Annotated in this window: 20 protein-coding genes and 2 tRNA genes; 14 read left to right on the forward strand and 8 right to left on the reverse strand. The window is 63.6% G+C overall.

Annotated elements, in window-relative coordinates; translation table 11 throughout:
• The first annotated feature begins 45 nt into the window (after positions 1-45).
• The 3 genes from IH615_RS06540 to IH615_RS06550 all read left to right on the forward strand — a co-directional run bounded on the left by IH615_RS06540 (position 46) and on the right by IH615_RS06550 (position 2061).
• Complete coding sequence (locus IH615_RS06540) at positions 46-1254, forward strand: benzoate/H(+) symporter BenE family transporter (RefSeq protein ID WP_291360807.1); 1209 nt, start codon at positions 46-48, stop codon at positions 1252-1254.
• Positions 1251-1898, forward strand: coding sequence for a molybdenum cofactor guanylyltransferase (locus IH615_RS06545; RefSeq protein WP_291360808.1), 648 nt, complete (start codon positions 1251-1253; stop codon positions 1896-1898). Before IH615_RS06540 ends, IH615_RS06545 begins: the two co-directional genes overlap by 4 nt.
• Positions 1899-1985: 87 nt before the next feature.
• A tRNA-Asn gene (locus IH615_RS06550) sits at positions 1986-2061 on the forward strand.
• 59 nt (positions 2062-2120) lie between these two features.
• Here IH615_RS06550 and IH615_RS06555 read toward each other — a convergent pair.
• Entirely contained in the window at positions 2121-2345 is a 225-nt protein-coding gene (locus IH615_RS06555) for a DUF2188 domain-containing protein (protein ID WP_291360810.1), read from the reverse strand.
• Positions 2346-2473: 128 nt separating this feature from the next.
• Between IH615_RS06555 and IH615_RS06560 the strand changes: the two genes are divergently transcribed.
• From IH615_RS06560 to IH615_RS06585, 6 genes are all read left to right on the forward strand, one after another.
• Complete coding sequence (locus IH615_RS06560; RefSeq protein ID WP_291360812.1) at positions 2474-3685, forward strand: MFS transporter; 1212 nt, start codon at positions 2474-2476, stop codon at positions 3683-3685.
• 56 nt (positions 3686-3741) lie between these two features.
• Positions 3742-4206, forward strand: a complete 465-nt coding sequence (locus tag IH615_RS06565) for an SRPBCC domain-containing protein (protein WP_291360814.1) — start codon at positions 3742-3744, stop codon at positions 4204-4206.
• Between the two features lie 50 nt (positions 4207-4256).
• Complete coding sequence (locus tag IH615_RS06570; protein ID WP_291360816.1) at positions 4257-5663, forward strand: deoxyribodipyrimidine photo-lyase; 1407 nt, start codon at positions 4257-4259, stop codon at positions 5661-5663.
• A gap of 194 nt (positions 5664-5857) precedes the next feature.
• The gene (locus tag IH615_RS06575; RefSeq protein ID WP_291360818.1) at positions 5858-6901 is read left to right on the forward strand and encodes a cysteine synthase A; all 1044 of its coding nucleotides are present in this window, start codon (positions 5858-5860) and stop codon (positions 6899-6901) included.
• Positions 6902-6973: 72 nt separating this feature from the next.
• The gene (cls, locus tag IH615_RS06580; RefSeq protein ID WP_291360820.1) at positions 6974-8425 is read left to right on the forward strand and encodes a cardiolipin synthase; all 1452 of its coding nucleotides are present in this window, start codon (positions 6974-6976) and stop codon (positions 8423-8425) included.
• A gap of 8 nt (positions 8426-8433) precedes the next feature.
• Positions 8434-9150, forward strand: coding sequence for an alanyl-tRNA editing protein (locus IH615_RS06585; RefSeq protein ID WP_291360821.1), 717 nt, complete (start codon positions 8434-8436; stop codon positions 9148-9150).
• Positions 9151-9156: 6 nt separating this feature from the next.
• On the opposite strand, the gene IH615_RS06590 is transcribed toward IH615_RS06585, so the two are convergent.
• From IH615_RS06590 to IH615_RS06610, 5 genes are all read right to left on the reverse strand, one after another.
• The gene (locus IH615_RS06590; RefSeq protein ID WP_291360823.1) at positions 9157-10188 is read right to left on the reverse strand and encodes a transporter substrate-binding domain-containing protein; all 1032 of its coding nucleotides are present in this window, start codon (positions 10186-10188) and stop codon (positions 9157-9159) included.
• 112 nt (positions 10189-10300) lie between these two features.
• Positions 10301-11101 carry an amino acid ABC transporter ATP-binding protein gene (locus IH615_RS06595; RefSeq protein ID WP_291360824.1) on the reverse strand — a complete coding sequence of 267 codons (801 nt, stop codon included), beginning with the start codon at positions 11099-11101 and terminating at the stop codon, positions 10301-10303.
• A gap of 5 nt (positions 11102-11106) precedes the next feature.
• Positions 11107-12204, reverse strand: a complete 1098-nt coding sequence (locus IH615_RS06600) for an amino acid ABC transporter permease (RefSeq protein ID WP_291360900.1) — start codon at positions 12202-12204, stop codon at positions 11107-11109.
• A gap of 39 nt (positions 12205-12243) precedes the next feature.
• Entirely contained in the window at positions 12244-13782 is a 1539-nt protein-coding gene (locus IH615_RS06605) for an ABC transporter permease subunit (protein ID WP_291360826.1), read from the reverse strand.
• Between the two features lie 111 nt (positions 13783-13893).
• The gene (locus IH615_RS06610) at positions 13894-14910 is read right to left on the reverse strand and encodes an amino acid ABC transporter substrate-binding protein (RefSeq protein ID WP_291360827.1); all 1017 of its coding nucleotides are present in this window, start codon (positions 14908-14910) and stop codon (positions 13894-13896) included.
• Between the two features lie 225 nt (positions 14911-15135).
• Here IH615_RS06610 and metC point away from each other — a divergent pair, with 225 nt between their 5' ends.
• The 5 genes from metC to IH615_RS06635 all read left to right on the forward strand — a co-directional run bounded on the left by metC (position 15136) and on the right by IH615_RS06635 (position 18652).
• Positions 15136-16323, forward strand: coding sequence for a cystathionine beta-lyase (gene metC / locus IH615_RS06615; protein ID WP_291360828.1), 1188 nt, complete (start codon positions 15136-15138; stop codon positions 16321-16323).
• A 186-nt stretch (positions 16324-16509) separates the two neighbouring features.
• Positions 16510-16586 (forward strand) — tRNA-Pro (locus IH615_RS06620).
• A gap of 40 nt (positions 16587-16626) precedes the next feature.
• Positions 16627-16932 (forward strand): ETC complex I subunit, encoded by a 306-nt coding sequence (locus IH615_RS06625; RefSeq protein ID WP_291360830.1) that lies wholly within the window; start codon positions 16627-16629, stop codon positions 16930-16932.
• Positions 16933-17001: 69 nt separating this feature from the next.
• On the forward strand, positions 17002-17745 hold the full coding sequence (locus IH615_RS06630) for a sulfite exporter TauE/SafE family protein (protein ID WP_291360832.1): 744 nt from the start codon (positions 17002-17004) through the stop codon (positions 17743-17745).
• A gap of 34 nt (positions 17746-17779) precedes the next feature.
• Positions 17780-18652, forward strand: coding sequence for a TraB/GumN family protein (locus tag IH615_RS06635; RefSeq protein WP_291360834.1), 873 nt, complete (start codon positions 17780-17782; stop codon positions 18650-18652).
• Positions 18653-18702: 50 nt separating this feature from the next.
• Here the strand turns inward: IH615_RS06635 and IH615_RS06640 are convergent, their stop codons facing one another.
• A complete protein-coding gene (locus IH615_RS06640; RefSeq protein ID WP_291360836.1) occupies positions 18703-19854 on the reverse strand; it encodes a Gfo/Idh/MocA family oxidoreductase in 1152 nt (383 codons plus the stop codon).
• Between the two features lie 123 nt (positions 19855-19977).
• A complete protein-coding gene (locus tag IH615_RS06645) occupies positions 19978-21033 on the reverse strand; it encodes a sugar phosphate isomerase/epimerase (RefSeq protein ID WP_291360837.1) in 1056 nt (351 codons plus the stop codon).
• Between the last annotated feature and the right edge of the window lie 113 nt (positions 21034-21146).

Here is a 21146-nt window from a genome sequence, read left to right on the forward strand (position 1 = left end):
GGCGGGCTTGCTTAGGTTGCTGCCGCAACCGAGCGGGGACAGGCAGTGAGTCAGTGGACGGAGAGCGGCGGCAGGCGGGAACTCCTGCAGCCGGTGATGGCGGGCGCGCTAGCGGCCATCGTGGGCTATGCCAGCACGTTCACGCTGGTGCTGGCGGCATTGACAGCAGGGGGCGCTTCGCCGCAGCAGGCCGGCTCGGGCCTCATGTCGGTGTGTATCGCCATCGGCATCCTCAACATCGTGGTCAGCGCGCAGGTCAAGCTGCCGGTGAGCTTTGCCTGGTCGACACCCGGGGCAGCGTTTCTTCTGACGGTGGGCGAGCCGGTGGGCGGATTTCCAGCCGTGGCAGGCGCGTTCCTCGTAGCAGCGGCGCTGATCGTGCTGACAGGCTTGATCAAGCCGCTGGCCCGCGCCGTTGGCGCCATTCCTGCTCCAATCGCCAATGCCATGCTGGCGGGCATGCTGCTGACCCTGTGCCTCGCGCCGATCACGGCGGTGGCACAGATGCCGGCCCTGGCGCTGCCGATCCTGCTGGCCTGGATCATCGGGCTGCGGTTCGCCAAGCGCTATGCCGTGCCGATCGCGGTGGTAGTGACCGGAATCATGCTGGCAACAACGACGCACCTGCCGCCGGGCGCGCTTGACGGCAGCTGGCCGAGCCTGGTGCCGGTCATGCCGGTCTTCACGCTGGACGCGATCGTGCGGATCGGGCTGCCGCTCTATGTCGTCACCATGGCGTCGCAGAACCTGCCGGGCCTCGCGGTGATGCGGGCCAATGGCTATGTGCTGAAGCCGGCGCCGCTATTCATCATCACGGGCCTCGCCAGCGGTGCCACGGCCCTGTTTGGCGGGCATAGCAGCAACCTGGCGGCAATCACGGCGGCGATCTGCGCGGGACCGGAGGCCCATCCCGACAAGGCGCGCCGGTGGCCCGCTCCCGTGTCGGCGGGCGTGGTCTATCTGCTGCTGGCGCCAGCGGCGAGCCTGGCGGCGGCATTCGTGGCGGCGTCGCCGCCGCTACTGATCCAGGCGGTAGCGGGCCTCGCGCTGCTGTCGAGCCTGACGGCGGCACTGTCGGGCGCCCTGGTTGCCGAGGAGACAAGGCTGCCGGCCATCCTGACCTTTGTCACCACGGCATCGGGCATCACCATTGGCGGCGTCGGGTCGCCGTTCTGGGGGCTGGTGGCCGGCATCGGCATGATTCTGCTGCTGCGTTTCGGCATCCGGCCTGAACCGGTCAGCACTGGCAAATGACCCTGCCCCATGCCGTGATCATCGCCGGGGGCCGGGGCGAGCGGCTGGGCGGCGTGCGCAAGGCGGATCTGCGGATCGGCGGCCGGCGGCTGGTGGACCGGGTCGCGGCAGCGCTGGGTACGGTCGACGGGCCGCTGATGATCGCCACCGGACCCGGCGACAAGAGGTTTCGCCTGCCGGCCGGGGCAGTCGCTGTTGCCGACCTGGACGCGCCTGTGGGCGGTCCCCTGGCGGGTCTGGCCGCGGCTGTCGAGGCGCTGCGAACGCGGGGCATCGGGACGGGCCTGCTGGTCACTGTTGCCGTAGATACGCCATTCCTGCCGGCAGATTTCGTGACAGTCATGAGTAAGGGACTGGGAAGCGCCGCAACTGCCTATGCCGCCTGCGGCGACCAGTTTCATCCGCCCAATGCCATCTGGCGCCTGGAGGCGCTGGCGACGCTGCCGGCACAGGTGCGGGCAGGCAGCGCGGCGCCCAGCCTCAAGGCGCTGCAGAAAATGCTGGGCGCTGCGCCAGTAGACTGGGCCAGTGTTGCGGGCGCGGACCCGTTCGCTAACGTCAACACTATGGATGACCTCATCGCCCTCGGGCGGATCGCGGGGAACCACGGGCCGTCACCACTTATTCACATGCCGGGCAATTGAGGGCTTGGCAAAGCAAATCAAGTCCGCTAAACGGACCTCGCTTCCCCATGGGAAGCCCGACAGGGCTCCCACGGGAGGCCTTGGTGTTCCGCGATAGCTCAGTTGGTAGAGCGTTCGACTGTTAATCGAATGGTCGCTGGTTCGAGTCCAGCTCGCGGAGCCAATTTCCTGAAATCATTGCACTTCTTGCAGCTGCCGGATGGCAGTGTCGGTCTGGCGACACTAGGTCCCCGGCCCATTAGTCTGACCGCTGCGCCAGACGGTTTCGGCTGTCACATCGGCGTCGCGAACCACCACCTCCACATCGGCGTTGCTGACCTTGCCGGCGGCCTGGATAGCGGCGCGGATGGCATCGGCCTTGCTCGTGAACGGGCCCGTCACATCGCCACGGAAGCTGAATTGCCAGACACTGTCGCGCTGCGAGATCACGAAGTGATTGTTGATCATGGCGATGGTTCTCCTGTTCAGGGAAACGCCGGTCCGTGCGGGGACGTTGCATTGCCGGCAAGCATTGCCAGAGGAGACGGAGCGCGCTAGGGGTGCGCCCATATTTCTGGCATTTTGGACTCCCCGTCATGGACGCCGTTTCGGCCAAGGCTGCACCCGCAGTGCAGCGGACATCGCTCGCTATTATCCTGGCGGTCAGCGCCTCGCATCTGCTCAACGACCTGATGCAGTTCCTGCTGCCGGCGCTCTATCCCCTGCTCAAGGACGCCTATGGGCTGGACTATATGCAGATCGGCCTGATCACGCTCGCTCAGCAGATGACAGCGTCGATTCTGCAGCCGCTGGTGGGGTATTACACCGACAAGCATCCCATGCCCTATGCACTGGCGGCCTCCATGCTGTTCGCGCTCGCGGGCATCATGCTGATCGCGACCGCGAACAGTTTCGGGCTGCTGGTCCTGGCCGCGATGATCGGCGGCGTCGGTTCGGCAATCTTCCACCCGGAGGCCTCGCGCGTGGCGCGGCTGGCTTCAGGCGGAAAACTGGGATTTGCGCAGTCGCTGTTCCAAGTGGGCGGCAATCTGGGTACATCGATCGGCCCCCTCGCAGCAGCCTATTTTCTCCTGCCGCGGGGCCAGGCCAGCACCGCCTGGTTCGCCATCGTCGCGGTAACCGCTCTGGTGATCCTGACGGCGGTAGGGCGCTGGTATGCTGCACACCAGCGGGCCCATTCGGGCAAGGCCGTGCTCAAGGCGGCACAGCAAATCCTGTCGCGGCGGCGGCTGACGGTGGCGTTCCTCGTCATCGGCGCCCTGCTGCTGAGCAAGTATGTCTATATTTCCTCGATCACCAGCTACTACAGTTTTTTCCTGATCGAGAAGTTCGGGCTTACCGCGCAGGAAGCACAGCTTTACCTGTTCCTGTTCCTGGGTGCGATCGCCGCCGGCACCTTCATCGGCGGCCCCGTGGGCGACCGGTTCGGGCGGCTGACCGTCATCTGGTGCTCGATCGTGGGCGCCCTGCCCTTCACGCTGCTGTTGCCGCATATGAACCTGTTCGGCACGGCGGCAGTCAGCGTCCTTGTCGGACTGATCCTGTCCTCGGCGTTTTCCGCCATCGTGGTCTATGCGCAGGAACTGGTACCAGGCAAGGTTGGCATGGTAGCCGGCTTTGTCTTTGGTTTTGCCTTTGGCGTCGGAGCCATCGGCGCGGCGGTGCTCGGGGCGTTGGCCGACCGGATCGGCATCGTGGCAGTCTTCGGTCTCTGCGGCTTCCTGCCGTTTCTGGGCTTTCTCACCATCTTCCTGCCGCGGCATGCGGAACTGCACCGGGCCGGCTGAGATTGAGCAATAGCCGCCCCATACAAAACTCAAACCCGCAACAGAAGGAGCCGGCAATGAGCAACGGCAATGGCATTGATCTCGATAGCGAAAGCCAGATCACGCTGACGCGGACCATCGACGCCAATATCGACGACGTATTCGCCGCCTGGACCGACCCGGCGCTGATCGAGCAATGGCAGGCCGACGAGGCCGAGCTCGATGCGTTTGAGGGTGGCGAATACAAGTTCACCACCTTTGGCGACGACGAGGACCCGGAAGACCATGTGGTCAGCGGGGAAATCCTGCAATTTGTGGAGAACGAGAAGCTGGTCATGTCCTGGGTGCATCAGGACGGCGAGGGCGAAGATGCCGAGGAGCTGATCTTCGTGCTCGAAATCGCCTTCAAGGCGCTGGGCGAGGATCAGACCCAGATCACACTCACCGAGCGCGGGCTGGCCCATTCGGACCCGGAATCCCGCATTTTCTCCATGGAGGCATGGAGCGCCGCGATGGAGCATCTGGCCGAGGTGATGGAGTAGGGTGAAACCATCTTGTGCTCCGGCTCGTATCGTTAGCCGGAGGCTACAGAATGGGTTCGACCTACATTGCATGGCTGCGCAACGACCTGCGCATTGCCGATAACCCGGCGCTGAGCGCGGCTGTCAAAGCCGGCGAGACCGTCGTTGCCCTCTATATCCACGAGACGACAAAAGGTATCCGTCCGCCCGGCGCCGCGGCGCGCTGGTGGCTGCAACAGAGCCTCGACACATTCGGCGCGGCCCTGGCGGAAAGGGGCATTACGCTGGTGGTGCGCGACGGCGACGCGCTGACCCTGCTGCCCGGCGTCGTTGCCGAACTCAACGCCAAAGCAGTGTTCTGGAACCGCCGCTATGCCCCTGGCGAACGCGACGCGGATACCGCGATCATGACGCGTCTCAAGTATGACGGCGTCGCCGTACGTTCCTTTGCCGGCAACCTACTCATCGAGCCTTGGGAAATCGCCACCGGTCAGGGCAAACCCTATTCGGTGTTTACGCCGTTCTGGAAAACGCTGCGCGAGATGGCGATCGCCGTGCCGCTCGGCAGGCCAGATGGCGGCGAGCCGATTGCCCACAAGCCGGCCGACGGGAGCTATCATGCCCCCGGTTGGAGCCGAAAGCTGGCGCAGCACTGGACCATCGGCGAGGCCGCGGCGCAGCAGCGGCTGGTCGCCTTTCTCGACGAGCAGCTGGATGATTATGCCCAGGGCCGGGACTTTCCCGGCAAGGATGCGACCTCCCGGCTCTCGCCGCATCTGCGGTTTGGTGAAATCAGCGCGCGGCAGGTTTGGCATGCGGCGCAGGCCATCGCCCATGCCGACCATCGGCGGCAGGCCGCGGTCGACAAGTTCCTGTCGGAGCTGGCATGGCGCGATTTCAGCTACCACCAGCTCTATCACCGGGACGATATTGCCAAGGTGCCCATGCAGCCCAAATATGCCGATATGGCGTGGCGGGATACGGGAACGGACCTCGCCGCCTGGCAGCAGGGGTGCACCGGCCTGCCCATTGTCGACGCGGGTATGCGCGAACTCTGGGCGACCGGTTATATGCAGAATAGGGTGCGCATGCTCACCGCGTCGCTACTGACCAAGAACCTGCTGATCGACTGGCGACTGGGGGAGCAGTGGTTCTGGGACTGCCTGGTCGATGCGGATGTGGCGAACAATCCGGCGAGCTGGCAATGGGTCGCCGGCAGCGGGCTCGACGCTGCCCCCTATTTCCGCATCTTCAATCCGGCGGTCCAGGGCGAACGCTTCGATGCCGATGGCGACTATATGCGGCGCTGGGTGCCGGAACTGGCCGCGCTGCCGGATGCGTGGATCCACCGACCAGCGGAGGCACCGCGGGAGGTGCTGCACAAGGCTGGGGTTGCCATCGGGGAAACGTATCCGAAACCGATTGTCGACCTCAAGGCCAGCCGATTGCGGGCGCTGGAAGCGGCGGGTGCGCTCTAAAGGACCTCGTGGTGAGCATGAGGGCCACTGCCGCGACATGGGTGGAATGATATTGCGCCGACCCGCGATAGGCGCGCTGGCGTTGCGCGGGAGGGCCGAATGGCGAAAAGCCGTGCCGCCAGAGGCGCTTATAGCTTGCGGGCGATTGGCGGGGCCCCTAGCATAGGCATTCCTCGCCCCTGCAGATTGCCCCTATGTCCAAGCACAAAGACCTGATCTCCGCCATCGGCAACACGCCGCTGATCCGCCTCAACCGGGTTTCGGCACTCACGGGTTGCGAGATCTGGGGCAAGGCCGAGTTCCTCAATCCGGGCCAGTCGGTCAAGGACCGTGCGGCCCTGTTCATCATCCATGATGCCGTCAAGTCAGGGGCGCTGAAGCCGGGCGGGACGATTGTCGAGGGAACCGCGGGCAATACCGGCATCGGGCTGACGCTGGTGGCCAATTCGCTTGGCTTCAAGTCGGTGATCGTCATCCCCGATACGCAGAGCCAGGAGAAGAAGGACGCGCTGCGCCTCTATGGCGCCGAGCTGATCGAGGTTCCGGCCAAGCCCTACAAGAATCCCAACAACTACATCAAGATTTCCGGCCGACTGGCCGAGAAACTCAATCGCGAACTGCCTGGCGGCGCGGTGTGGGCCAACCAGTTCGACAACACGTCCAACAAGCGCGCCCATGTCGAAACGACTGGGCCCGAAATCTGGCAGCAGACCAATGGCCGGATCGATGGCTTCATCTGCGCCGTGGGCTCGGGCGGCACGCTGGCCGGCGTTGCCGAGGCGCTGCGGTCGCGCAACCCTGACGTGAAGATCGGGCTGGCGGATCCCGAGGGCGCGGCGCTCTACAACTACTATGCCCATGGCGAGCTCAAATCGTCGGGTAATTCAATCACCGAGGGCATTGGCCAGGGTCGCATCACGGCCAATCTGGAGGGCCTGACGATCGACAATCCGTACCAGATTTCAGATGCCGAGGCCCTGCCCTACATTTTCGACCTGCTCGAGCATGAAGGATTGTGCCTGGGCGGATCGAGCGCCATCAACATCGCCGGTGCAGTGCGCATGGCGCGTGACCTGGGACCGGGCAAAACCATCGTCACGGTGCTCTGCGACTATGGCAACCGCTATGCCAGCAAGATCTTCAACCCAGAATTCCTGCATGGGAAGGGCCTGCCCGTCCCGGTCTGGATGGAAGGGCGCACGCCGATCGACATTTCCAGCGTGATCGAGCCCGAATAGGCCACCTACGCAACGGATTGTTCAATCGCCCTAGGCTGATAAAGTGGCGCCGCACGACTCTCCGGAGGCGTTTTGTACGGCATCGACGACATCTTGAGGGCGATCATCGCCGACCTGCATATCGTGGCGGCGATAACGGCGGCGTTTTACCTGCTCGCCCTGGTCTGCGCGGTGCGCGAGGTCATGAATTCACGCACCTCGCAGGGCTCCATCGCCTGGATCCTGGCGCTGGCGCTGCTTCCGTTTCCGACGACCCTGCTCTACCTGGTGATCGGCTGGAAGGCCTTTGACGACTATGCCACGGACCGCATCCGCAACGGCCGTGCCGCGCGGCCGCTGCGGGCCAAGGACCTGGCGCTGATCGACCGGGAAACCAGCCAGAAGTGGCCAGTGCAGGTGAAAGTGTCGGAAGTGCCGTTTCTCAACGGCAACGACGTCGAACTGCTGGTCGATGGCAGGGCGACGTTCGACTCGATCTTCGAGGGCATCGCCAAGGCCAAGGAATACCTGCTGGTGCAGTTCTATATCGTGCGGGACGACAGGCTGGGCCAGGAGCTGGCCGAGCGGCTGATCGAGCGCGCCAATGCCGGGGTCAAGGTCTACCTGCTCTATGACGATATCGGCAGCACGGGCATGCCCAAGCGCTACCGGGCCGAGCTGCGCAAGGCGGGAATCAAGGTGGCGGGGTTCAATCAGCGCCACAAGTTCCTGCGTGTCTATGGCCCGACGCGGATCAACTATCGCAACCACCGCAAGATCGTGGTGGTGGATGGTGAACACGCCTGGGTCGGCGGGCACAATGTGGGCGTTGAATATCTGGGCGAGAACCTGCGCTTCGGACGCTGGCGCGATACGCATGTGCGGGTATCCGGGCCGGCGGCCCTGGGCTGTGCCCTGCTGTTCCGCGAGGATTGGGAATGGGCCACCGGCGAAACTCTACCGTCCACTCCGCCAGATACGGTGGCAACCCCCGGGGACCAGTCGGTGCTGGTCATGGGCAGCGGGCCGGCCGACAAGCTGGAAGAATGCGCCATCGCCTTTACCGACATTATCGGCCGGGCGCGGGAACGGCTCTGGATCGTCAGCCCCTATTTCGTGCCCGATACCGATATTCGCACGGCGCTGTTTGCGGCCAAGCTGCGGGGTGTGGATGTGCGGGTGATGCTGCCCAACGAGCCCGACCACAAGACGGTCTGGCTGGCGAGCATCGCCCATGCCGACGCGATGATCGAGCATGGCGTATCGGTCTATCGCTACCAGGATGGCTTCCTGCACCAGAAGGTGGTGCTGATGGATGACCAGATCGCCACTGTCGGCAGCGTCAATTTCGACAACCGATCCTTCGCCATCAACTTCGAAATCACGCTGTGGTTTGCCGATGGGAAGACGGTTGCCGATGTCGAGGCCATGCTGGTGGAAGACTTCAGGCTCTGCCGCCAGGTCGACATGGCCGAGGTCAAGGGTCGGTCGCTGCCCATGCGCTTCCTGACCCAGGCCGCCCGCCTGCTCTCCCCCCTGCTCTGAGTATTGCCATGACCGAATTCCTGTTCCGCGACGACAGCTACCTGCCTTCGACAGAGGCCCGGGTGGTGGAGGTCACGGCGGATGGCGGCATCGTGCTGGATCGGACGGTGTTCTATGCCGCATCGGGCGGGCAACCAGGCGACCACGGGTCGATCATGCAAGCGGATGGCAGCGTGATTGCCATCGCGACCGCCGTACACCCGGAGGGTGACAAGACACGCATCGTGCATATGCCGGTGGAGGCGCAGGGCTCGCCAACAGTCGGCGAATTGGTGACGGCCACGATCGACTGGGACCGTCGCTACCGGCTGATGCGCATGCATACGGCGCTGCATCTGCTGTCGGTGGTATTCCCGTTTCCGGTGACCGGCGGCTCGGTGGGCGAGGACAAGGGCCGGCTCGATTTCGACATGCCGGAGGTGCCAGGTGACCTTGCGGGGCTGGAGGCCAAGCTCAACGAGATGGTCGCGGGCGACCATGCGGTGACGCAGGAGTGGATTACCGACGCCGAAATGGCCGCCAATCCGGACCTGATCAAGACCATGAACGTCAAGCCGCCCATGGGCCAGGGCCGCGTGCGGCTGATCCGCATCGGCGACGTGGACCTGCAGCCTTGCGGGGGCACGCATGTGTGCAATACGCAGGAAATCGGCAGGCTTGCTCTCGGCAAGATCGAGAAAAAGGGCAAGCAGAACAGGCGCGTAAGCCTGGTGTTTGCCAACTAGATTCCGCTACCGTACCGGCGCGGCGTAGAGCAGTCCGCCATTGCCCCAGAGGGCATTCTGCCCGCGCAGCAGCGCGGCGCCGGTCTGCGGGCCGAAATGGCGGTCGTAGAGCTCGCCGTAATTGCCGACGGCGCGGAGCACATCGGCCATGAAGGACGGCGTCAGGCCCAGCGCCGTGCCGAAATCGCCATCCACACCCAGGATGCGACGCACGGCCGGCGTGCGGGCTGCGAGCAGGGAATCGACGTTGAGCTGCGTGATGCCGACTTCCTCAGCGTTGATCAGGGTGAACAGCGTCCAGCGCACGATGTTGAACCATTGCGTATCGCCTTCGCGCACCACCGGGCCCAACAGTTCCTTGGAAATGCGCTCCGGCAGGATGCGATGGGCTGACGGATCGGGCAGTGCGCGGCGGATCGCCTGGAGCTGACGGCCGGAAGCTGAGACGACCTGGCAGAGACCCGCCTGATAGGCGACTGCCAGATCGGCCACGTCCTCATATGGGACCTCGGTATAGCTCGCCTGGTTGGTGAAGAAGAACTCGGCGACGCGCTCAAGCTCCTCGCCGCCATCGATGATGCAGACGCTGATATTGTCGAGTTCAAAAGCGGAGACCACCCCCATCGACTGGGGCACCAGGAATGCCTGGCCATCGAAGAACGCCGTGCCGGTATAGGCGGCGCCGTACAGGGTGTCGCGACGCTGGGTCCAGGGGCCACTGCGCGTCAACACGTCGACCATGCCGGTCTGCAATGGCGCGAAACGCGCCTCGCCGCGCAGCGAGCGGAATTCTATCTTGTCTGCATCGCCAAGTACGGCGGCCGCGATGCCGCGGCAAAGATCAACGTCAAAGCCCGACCAGCGGCCCTCACCATCCTGCTGGGCAAAGCCGGGAAGCGGATTGGTCGCCCCGCAGATGAGGAAGCCACGATCGCGCACCGTCTGCAGCGTCTGCGCGCCGGCCGGTACAGTGGCAAGCGTCAACGTGCAGGCAAGGCCTGCCACCAACGGCAGCAATCGCTTGAAAAAACGTGTCAAATCGGGTGGCTTCCCTGCCTTGCGCTCACATATTGGCAGCCGCATAGACCGGGTCAAGCCGGGAAGCGGATTGCCCTGTGCATTATCCCGCCAGGGCAATCCGGCTGCAGCCTCAGTGAAGAATCTGGCTGAGGAAGAGCTTGGTGCGTTCGTGCTGCGGGTTGGAGAAGAACGCCTCGGGTTCGTTCTGCTCGATGATCTGCCCCTGATCCATGAAGATGACGCGATTTGCCACCTGGCGCGCGAAGCCCATTTCGTGGGTCACGCAGATCATGGTCATGCCTTCTTCCGCCAGGGAAATCATGACCTCGAGCACTTCTTTGACCATTTCCGGATCGAGAGCCGAGGTGGGTTCGTCGAACAGCATGATCTTGGGCTGCATGCAGAGCGAGCGAGCGATCGCCACGCGCTGCTGCTGGCCGCCGGAAAGCTGGCCGGGATATTTGAGGGCCTGTTCGGGGATCTTGACGCGTTCGAGATAGTGCATGGCGGTCGCCTCGGCCTCGGCCTTGGGAATACCGCGGACCCAGATCGGCGCCAGGGTCAGATTTTCGAGGATGGTCAGGTGCGGGAACAGGTTGAAGTGCTGGAACACCATGCCCACTTCGCGGCGCACCTCGTCGATGCGCTTGAGGTCGGCGGTCAGCTCCGTTCCGTTGACGATGATCTGGCCTTCCTGATGCTCCTCGAGCCGATTGATGCAGCGGATGAGCGTCGACTTGCCGGAGCCAGAGGGACCGGCGATGACGATGCGCTCACCCTCCATCACCTTGAGGTTGATGTCGCGCAGCACATGGAAGTCGGAATACCACTTGTGCATGCCGATGACTTCGATCGCCACGTTGGTCGACGACACCTTCATGTGAGACGTGTCCACCGGACGATCGACGGTAGTTTCGGAAACCTGAGACATTGGAACTACCTCTTGTAGCCAGTATTGAGACGGCGCTCCATGTACATGGAGTAGCGCGACATGCCGAAGCAGAAGACCCAGAACACCATGGCTGCAAACAGATAGCCGGTGGTGGCTGTATTGGCGGACTGCCATTCGAGAGCGGTATCGTTTTTGGTCTTCACCGCCTCGAGCAGGTCCTTCATGCCCACGATGTAGACGAGCGACGTATCCTTGAAGAGCGAGATGAAGTTATTCACGATGCCCGGGATCACGTGCTTGAGGGCCTGCGGCAGGATGATGAAATACATCCGCTGCCAGTAGCCGAGGCCGAGCGACGCGCCGGCCTCGTATTGCCCGCGCGGAATGGCCTGGAGGCCGCCGCGCACCACTTCGGCCATATAGGCCGAGGTGAAGAGTGTAACACCCACCAAGGCCCTGAGCAGCTTATCCACCGTCGTGCCCTGCGGCATGAACAGCGGCAGCATGATCGAGGCCATGAAGAGAATGGTGATCAGCGGCACGGCCCGGATGAGCTCGATGAAGGCGATGCAGAGCGTCTTGATGACCGGCATCTTGGATTGCCGCCCCAGCGCCAGGATGATGCCCAACGGAAAGGAGCAGGATATGCCGACTACCGAGATGATCAGCGTGACCAGCAGGCCACCCCACTTTTCGGTCGGAATCGGCTTGAGGCCGAATACGCCGCCGGCCAGCAGGAAATAGCTGACGACGGGGAAGACCAGCAGGAACAGCACGGCATTGGTGCGCTTGAACGGCACCTTGGGGATCAACAGCGGAATGAGCAGCAGAGCGCCCAGGGCAAAGACGATGTTGGGACGCCATTGCTCGGGGATGTCGTAGAAGCCGTAGATGAAGAACTCCATCTCGCTGCTGATATAGGCCCAGCAGGCGCCGGCATTTTCCAGGCGGCATTCCTCGACGGTGCCGCCGGGACCAACGGCATGGCCGATGAAGAAGTTGTAGAGCGGCGGCACGATCCAGACCAGGAAGACCAGCCCAAGAATGGTCAGCACGCCATCCAGGGGGGTGGCGAACAGGTTCTTGCGAAACCAGGCCCCTACCCCGCTGGTGTTGATCGGCGCCGGTTTGGACGGGACCATGTCTGCACGAACGAATCCAAAATCTGTCATGGCGAGTTCCTACCGCTCCACCAGGCTGACGCGGGCATTGTACCAGTTCATGATCGCCGAGGTCAGCAGAGACAGGGTGAGATAGACCAGCATCACCATCGCAATGCATTCGATGGCGCGGCCGGTCTGGTTAAGTGACGTACCTGCAAAGACGTTGACCAGTTCGGGATAGCCGATGGCGGCGCCAAGCGAGGAGTTCTTGGTGAGATTGAGATACTGGCTGGTCAGCGGCGGGATGATGACCCGCATGGCCTGCGGCACGACCACGAGGCGAAGCCGGTCACCGTCCTTGAGACCCAGCGACTGCGCCGCCTCTGTCTGCCCGCGGCTCACGGCCTGGATGCCACCGCGGACGGTTTCGGCGATGAACGCCGCCGTATAGATGGTCAGGCCAAAGGCGAGCGCCACGAATTCCGGGGGCAATTGCAGGCCACCCACGAAGTTGAACCGCTGCAGCACCGGCACCTCGAAGACGAGGGTGGCACCGGTGAGCCAGTAGACCAGGCCCGGCACGCCGAGCGCGATCAGCACCAGCAGGGCGAGCGGGAAACGCGCTTCGCTGGGGGGGCGTGAAAGCGCGCCCACATAGCCGACGCGGGCAATGGTGAGCGCGATCATGGCGCTGAGGACCGACACCAGCAGGGAGGGCACCCAGGCGAACATGGCGCCGACTATGGTGTCGAGCAGCACGAAGGCGATCAGGAAGGTCAGCACTCCCCTCGAAATGGCCGCGAACCGCGTTAGCGAAAATGCGGCCAGCACGACTGCGACAACAGCTGCGACTAGGGGCGCATGCGACAGGGGGAAAGCCACGCTGAACAGTATGAACAGCGCAGTGAAGGCTACGAGGAAGGTGACGCATGCATCGGCCACTTTGCCGGCCAGCACGACCTCGCGCGGATATTTTCCGGTCAGGGTACGGACCCGCGTCGCCCAGATGCCCAGCGCGATGGCGCCGGCAAGCGCAAGGCCGAAGGTCACCAGCACCCAGGTGAATTCCTGGTCCGGCGTGGGTCGCGGCACCATCAGGCCACGCTGGTTGATGAAGATGTCGAGTGGCAAAGCCAGCGATTCGCGCACGGCGGGCATCGCCTTGAGAACGGCGAAATACCAGAAGAAGAGCTGCAGCAGCAGCGGGATGTTGCGGATCGTCTCGATGTAGATCGTCGCCAACCGCGCCACGATGAAGTTGCTGGAAAGGCGCGCTATGCCGATGGTGAAACCGAGCATGGTTGCCAGGATGATGCCGATGAAGGCGACCAGCAGCGTATTGGTGATGCCGACGAGAAATGCTTCCCAATAATAGGACCCGCGCGACCATGGCAGCAGGGAGAAGCTGATATCGAAGCCTGCGGTCTTCCACAGGAAGTCAAAGCCGGTCGTCTTGTTCTGCGCTGCAAGATTTGTCGCAGTGTTGCCAACGATCCAGGCAATGAACGTCACCAGCAGGACGGCGACGACGACCTGGTAGATGATGCCGCGGATTACCGGGTCGTTATAGAATGCAACCCTGGGGGCCGCAGCGGGCCCCGTATCAAGTGTGGTCATGTTACAGATGTCCCCGGGCCGTAACGGCCGTTCCACGCGTCTCTGCGATGCAAAGAGCGACGGAACAGAAGCGCCCGGCACTCCACTGGGGAGCGCCGGGCCTTGTTCAGTTTAGCGGATCGGCGGAGCGTACTGGATGCCGCCGTCGCGCCACAGGGCGTTCAGACCACGCTCAAGTCCGATCGGGGTTGCCGGACCAACGTTGCGCTCATACGATTCGGCATAGTTGCCGACGAGCTTGACGATCTGGTAGGCCCAGTCCTTGGTCAGGCCGAGCGGGGTACCAAAATCACCTTCGACGCCGAGCAGGCGCTTGATGGCCGGGTTGTCCGAGCCGAGCATCTCGTCAACATTGGCCGAGCTCACGCCCAGTTCCTCAGCTTCGAGCAGTGCGAAATAGGTCCAGCGGGCAATGTTGAACCAGGCGGAGTCACCGGCGCGGACCACAGGACCGAGCGGCTCCTTGGAGATGATTTCCGGCAGGATGATATGATCATCCGGAACGGCGAACTTGGAGCGTTCAGCGGCCAGGGCCGAGGAGTCAGTGGTGTACACGTCGCAGCGGCCGTCTTCGTAGGCCTTCACGACTTCGTCCTGGTCGACGAACACAACGGTGTTGAACTCGAGGTTATTGGCGGCGAAGTAGTCGGCCGCGTTCAGCTCGGTGGTGGTGCCCGATTCGATGCAGATGGCGGCGCCGCTCAGGTCGAGGGCAGAAGCAATGCCATCGGCCTTGCGGACCATGAAGCCCTGGCCATCATAGAACATGGTGCCCACGAAGCTGATGCCGAGCTGCGTATCGCGGCTCATGGTCCAGGTGGTGGTGCGCGACAGAACGTCGATTTCGCCGGCGGAGAGGGCGGTGAAGCGCTCCTGGCTGGTCAGCGAGGTATAGCGAACGGCGTCGGCGTCATTGAAGATGGCGGCGGCCAGAGCGCGGCAGTAGTCGACTTCGAGGCCGGTCCACACGTTGTTGGAATCGGGAGCGGAGAAGCCCGGCACACCGCCGGTGACACCGCACTGCACGTAGCCCTTGGCCTTCACGTCATCGAGAATGGCCGCCTGTGCCGTCGTCGCCGCGAGGCCCAGCGAGGCCGCGAGAGCGATCGTTACGAGCGTTTTTTGCATTGATATTGCCTTTTGTTTCCTGACCCTGTGTCCCGGAGCTCATCAGGCACTAGAGCCAGCGTCCCCGGTGGCACCGCCGCCTTTGTGTGGCGGTTGTGATGCTGCTAAGCATGCAAGCGTCTATTGAACCGTGCGTCAAGGGCTGATGGGCGCATGGGACAGCAAACCTGTCGCTTATTTAGACACACATACCCAGTTGACCGGATTTTGGGCATAGAGCTTAGTATGATTGACAATAAAAGCGGCAGCATTGCCGCCCCTTCCGTGGAAACAGTGCTGACCCACTCTGGCCGCGAGCCCGATGACCAGTTTGGTTTCGTCAACACGCCGGTTTATCGCGGCTCGACAATCCTGTTCAAAACGCTGGATGATATCGAGGCGCAGCAGCAGCGCTTTCTCTATGGCCGTGCCGGTAACCCCACGACCGAAGGTGTCGAGGCCATCGTTACTGAGCTCGAAGGGGCGTATCGCACGCGCCTGGTGCCGTCTGGCCTGGCGGCCATCACCATTGCGCTGCTCAGCTGCGTCAAGGCCGGCGATGACGTGCTCATCAGCGACAGCGCCTATGAACCGGGCCGCGTGTTCAGCGACGGTTTCCTCGCGCGCATGGGCGTGACGGCGCGCTACTACGACCCGCGAATCGGGGCCGGCCTGGCCGATCTGATGCAGCCCAATACCAGGGCGGTCCTGGCGGAAAGTCCGGGATCGCTGACCTTTGAGGTGCAGGACATTCCGGCGCTGGCCAGGGCGGCTCATGCCGGAGGCGCCAGGCTGATTGTCGACAATTCCTGGGCCAGCCCGCTCTATCACCGGCCCCTGGCGCTGGGTGCGGATCTGGTGGTGCATGCCGGCACCAAGATGTTCGTCGGCCATTCGGACGCCTTTGCGGGCACCATATCGACCACCGAGGCCGCCTGGCCGGAAGTGGAGCGGACCCGCGCGCATCTGGGCTTCTTCACCTCGGGCGACGACGCGTTCCTCGTGGCGCGCGGCTTGCGGACACTGGCGATCCGCATGAAGGAACACCAGGCGCGGGCGCTAGCCATCGCAACATGGCTGGAGCAGCAGGACGAAGTGGTGCAAGTGCTGCACCCTGCCCTGCCCAGCCATCCGGACCACGCCTTGTGGAAGCGGGACTTTACCGGGTCGGGGAGCCTGTTCAGCGTGCTGCTGGCCCCTGCCCCGCGGGCTTCAGTCGCGGCATTCGTGGATGGGCTGAAGCTCTTCTCCATGGGTTATTCCTGGGGCGGGTTCGAGAGCCTCTGCCTGCCGGTTAGGCTGGGGAAGAACCGCACCGCCCGACCGTGGACGGCCGAAGGAAACCTCTTCCGCCTGCATGTCGGGCTGGAAGGGATCGACGATCTCAGGGCCGATCTCGCGGCGGCGATCGAACGCTATGCCCGGGCGCGCTGAATGGCACGCGCGTGATGGCGTCGAGCGGGCGCGCCACGTTGCGCCCGTGAGGCCCAACGGCCGGCGTTTGGTGAGATCGAACAGGTGTGTTTCCGGGATAAGCGGCCCCGCCCCGTCAATAGTGTCCACAGCCGCATCGGGCTGCTTGCCCTTTGGAACCGAACACGGTAACGGAATGGGCGATCTCGGAGTGTAGCTCAGCCTGGTAGAGCACCGGTTTTGGGAACCGGGGGTCCAAAGTTCGAATCTTTGTACTCCGACCATCGCATCTTAAGCGTAAGCGCATCGTGTTGAGGACCTTGCATGACCGCCCGTATCTACCGCCCGGCCCGTAACGCCATGCAGTCGGGCAAAGGCAAGTCCAAAAGCTGGATACTGGTGCACGAGCTGGCTGAGTCCAAGAGCATCGATCCCCTGATGGGCTATACGACTTCGGGCGACACCCGCCAGCAGGTACGCCTGAGCTTCGACACCCAGGAAGAGGCAGAAGCCTATGCGCAGCGCAATGGCATTGCCTATTCGGTGCAGCCAGCGCATGACGCCACGCCCAAACGCGTGAGCTATCCGGACAATTTCCGCGCCGATCGCAAGACTCCCTGGACGCATTGACCCTGCTCCCACGTTGATTCCGCGAAGCGCCGCAAGCGATTGTGGCGCTTTTGTTTTTTGGAGCCGACCATGGAACTGTCGCTGCTGATCGTGCTGGCCGGGGCCGCCGCCGCGGGATTTGCCCAGGGTGTTTCGGGCTTTGCCTTTTCGCTGGTGGCGTTGTCGGTCTGGGCCTGGGCGGTTGAACCGCAAATGGCCGCGCCGATGGCCGTGTTCGGAGCCCTCACCGGGCAACTGGTCGCCCTGCCCTGGGTCTGGCGCGGCTTCGACCTGCGCAAGCTGTTGCCCCTGGTGATTGGCGGGCTGATCGGCGTGCCGCTGGGGGCATTCCTGCTGCAATGGCTCGACCCGGTCCTGTTCCGCTTCAGCCTTGGCCTGTTTCTCCTGGTCTATTGCCCACTGATGCTGTTGCTGCCGGCGGACTTCAACTGGCCGCATGGCGGGCGGCTCGCCGACGGTGCCTCCGGCTTTGCAGGAGGCGTGCTGGGCGGGTTGGCCGGAATATCCGGACCGGTGCCGACGCTGTGGACGACGCTGCGCGGCTGGGACAAGGACACCCAGCGCGGCGTGTTGCAGGCCTTCAATATCGCGATGCATATGGCAACCCTGACGGCCTACGCGCTATCAGGCGCCATTACCGGCGAGACGCTGGTGATGTTCGCCTGGATAACCCCGGCGTTGGCAATTCCCGCAGTGCTGGGCGTCCTGCTGTTTCGCCGGCTGGCCACAAGGACATTCCGCCGCCTGATTCTGCTGCTGCTCCTTGTGTCGGGGTTGACGCTGGTATGGGGTAGCGTGGCGCAGTGGCTGTAGTCGCGCCATACGTGCCGCCCACAGGAGAGCCACCATGACGCTGATCGCCCGCCGCCTGCTCGCCGCCATCGGGTTCTCGCTCGGCCTGGTTTCCCTGCCCGCCTTGGCGGCGCCTGCAATGTGGGAGATACGCGACGATGACAGCACCATCTGGCTGTTCGGTTCGTTTCACGTCCTGCCCGAAGGTACGGCCTGGCGAACAGGCCTGTTCGATCGAGTACTGACCGAAGCGGAGCAGGTGGTGTTCGAGGCGGACATACGACCCGCGGCCGTGGCGCAGATGGGCGCCGAGGCCTTCGTGCGCGGCGTCTATGTCGACGGCACCATGCTGACCGACAGGCTGGACGACGCCGTCGAAAGCCTGTTGCGCGAGAAGGCCGCGGCGATCGGCCTGCCCATGGGCTCGATCCTGGCCATGCGGCCATGGATGGCAACCAACACGATCACGATACAGGCCCTGGCCGCCGAAGGTTATCGTGCGGAAGGCGTTGAATTCGTGCTGCAACCCGACCTGCAGGAGGGGCGCCTCAGTTTTCTGGAGAGCGGCGGGCAGCAGCTTGACGTATTGGCCGGCGCCCCGGAGGACGAGCAAGTTGCCATGCTGGCAGCCACGCTCGAACAACTCGAGGCGCTGCCCAAGCTGATGGACAAGATGCTCGACAGCTGGGTGGACGGCACGCCCGAGGCGTTGGGCGATCTGTTCCTCATGGAAATGGGTGGCTTCGAGGAGGCGTTCCTCGATCGTCTGATCTACCAGCGCAACCGCAACTGGATGGTGCCGCTTGAGGCGATGCTGGCCCAGAACCAGGAAAACCTGGTCGTCGTGGGCGCGGCGCATCTGATCGGAGCTGGCAGCGTGCTCGACCTGCTGGAGGACGCGGGCTACGAGGTTGAGCGCATTCAATAAAAAGGGCGCCATGCGGCGCCCTTCTGCGTGCGGCTATGGTGCGATCGCGATCAGACGTCGCTGAGCTTGGTCCACTTGCCGTCGTTCTTGCTCGATTCGACCGAGGCCACGATGAACTGCATGCCTTCGACGCCGTCTTCGAGGGTCGGCAGCAGGCCTTCATAGGCAGCGCCGTCGCCGCGGATGATGGCGGCGAATTGGCTGTAGAGCGTGGCAAAGGCTTCCAGATAGCCTTCGGGATGGCCGGAGGGGATGCGCACATTCATGGTGGAAGCAGCATTGCCGGAGATGGCGCCGCCGCGGGTCAGCAACTGCTTGGGTTTGCCGAATTCGGTGAACCACATGTAGTTCGGGTTGTCCTGGCGCCATTCGAGGCCGCCCTTGTCGCCATAGACGCGGAGCTGGAGGCCGTTCTCGCAGCCGACAGCGACCTGGCTGGCCCAGAGCATGCCCTTGGCGCCGCCTTCGAAGCGCAGCATGATATTGACGTTGTCATCGAGCTGGCGGCCGTCGACGAACGCCGTCAGGTCGGCCGAGACTGCCTGTGTTTTCAGACCCGTGACGAAGCGTGCCAGGTTATAGGCATGGGTACCGATGTCGCCGATGCAGCCGCCGGCGCCGGAGCGGGCGGGGTCGGTGCGCCAGGAAGCCTGCTTGTTATCCTCGGCCGCCGGCTCGGTCAGCCAATCCTGCGGATATTCGGCCTGGACGACGCGGATTTTGCCCAGGCGGCCGGACTCGACCATTTCGCGCGCCTGACGGATCAGCGGGTAGCCGGTGTAGTTGTGGGTCAGCAGGAAGCGGGCGCCCTTAGCGGGCTTGATGGCGGCAAGCTTGCGGGCATCTTCCAGCGTGCTGGTGATCGGCTTGTCGCAGATGACATGGATGCCGGCTTCGAGGAAGGCCTTGGCCGGACCATAATGCATATGGTTGGGCGTGACGATCGACACGGCCTGGATGCCATCCGGACGAGCGGCTTCGGCGCGGGCCATTTCCTCGTAGGAGGTATAGATGCGGTCTTCGGCGAGACCGATATTGCGGCCGGATTCCTTGGCCACGTCGGGGCGCGACGACAGGGCGCCGGCCACCAGTTCGTAATCACCATCGATGCGGGCGGCGACGCGATGGACGTAGCCGATAAAGGCCCCCGTGCCGCCGCCGACCATGCCCAGACGAATGCGCTTTGCGCCGTTTTCAGCCATTGATGCCTCCTCAAGTCTTGTGTTGTAGCCAGCCCGGGAGGGTGGACGGGTTTGCGCAAGAGCGGCAACGCCCCCGCACCCCCACCCCTCCCCTCAAGGGGGAGGGGAGCCGACGTTCAGAGTTTAGCTCAACCCCAGCATCTTGCGATTGGCGGCCGTATCGGTGCCTGATGACGCGAAGTCGTCGAAGGCCTTCTCGGTGACGCGGATGATGTGGTTCTTGATGAACTCGGCGCCTTCGCGGGCCCCGTCTTCGGGGTGCTTGATGGCGCATTCCCATTCGAGTACGGCCCAGCCGGCAAAGTCATATTGCGCCATCTTGGAGAAGATGGAGGCGAAATCGACTTGGCCGTCGCCCAGCGAGCGGAAGCGCCCTGCCCGGTTGATCCAGCTCTGGTAGCCCGAATAGACGCCCTGGCGGCCGGTCGGATTGAACTCGGCATCCTTGACGTGGAACATCCTGATCCGCTCGTGATAGATATCGATGTAGTCGAGATAATCGAGCTGCTGCAGCACGAAGTGGCTGGGATCATAGAGCAGGTTGGCGCGCGGATGGTTGTTCACGCGCTCGAGGAACATCTCGTAGGTGACGCCGTCATGCAGGTCCTCGCCCGGATGGATCTCGTAGCAGACGTCGACGCCATTTTCGTCGAAGGCATTGAGGATCGGGGTCCAGCGGCGAGCCAGCTCGTCGAAGGCTTCTTCGACGAGGCCCGCGGGACGCTGGGGGAACGGGTAGAGGAAGGGCCAGGCAAGCGCGCCCGAAAAGGTCGCGTGTTCGGTGAGGCCCAGATTCTTGGAGGCCTTGGCGGCCCAGTGCAGCTGCTGCACGGCCCATTCCTGTCGAGCCTTGGGGTTGCCGTGCACCGATGCGGGCGCAAAGCCGTCGAGCATGGTGTCATAGACCGGATGCGCGGCGACGAGCTGGCCCTGAAGATGGGTCGAGAGCTCGGTGATGGCGAGGCCGTGCTTGGCGGCGGTGCCGGCCAGTTCATCGGCATAGGTCTTTGACGTCGCGGCCTTTTCAAGGTCGATCAGGCTGCCGACCCAGGTCGGGATCTGCACGCCCTTGTAGCCGTAATTGGCGGCCCAGCCGCAAATGGCGTCCAAGGAATTGAACGGCGCCGCGTCGCCCGCGAACTGCGCCAGAAAGATTGCCGGCCCCTTGATGGTGCGCATGTCGTTTCTCCTCGTGTGGGCGCTTCGCGCCTTGGTCTTTTGCCGCTTCATGCAAACAGGCGGCGGGTGTCCGCCGCCTGTCTGGCTCATTACATCGCAATGTTGACCGGCTG

Origin of the sequence: Devosia sp., assembly GCF_014860165.1 — a bacterium.
Lineage (GTDB): Bacteria > Pseudomonadota > Alphaproteobacteria > Rhizobiales > Devosiaceae > Devosia.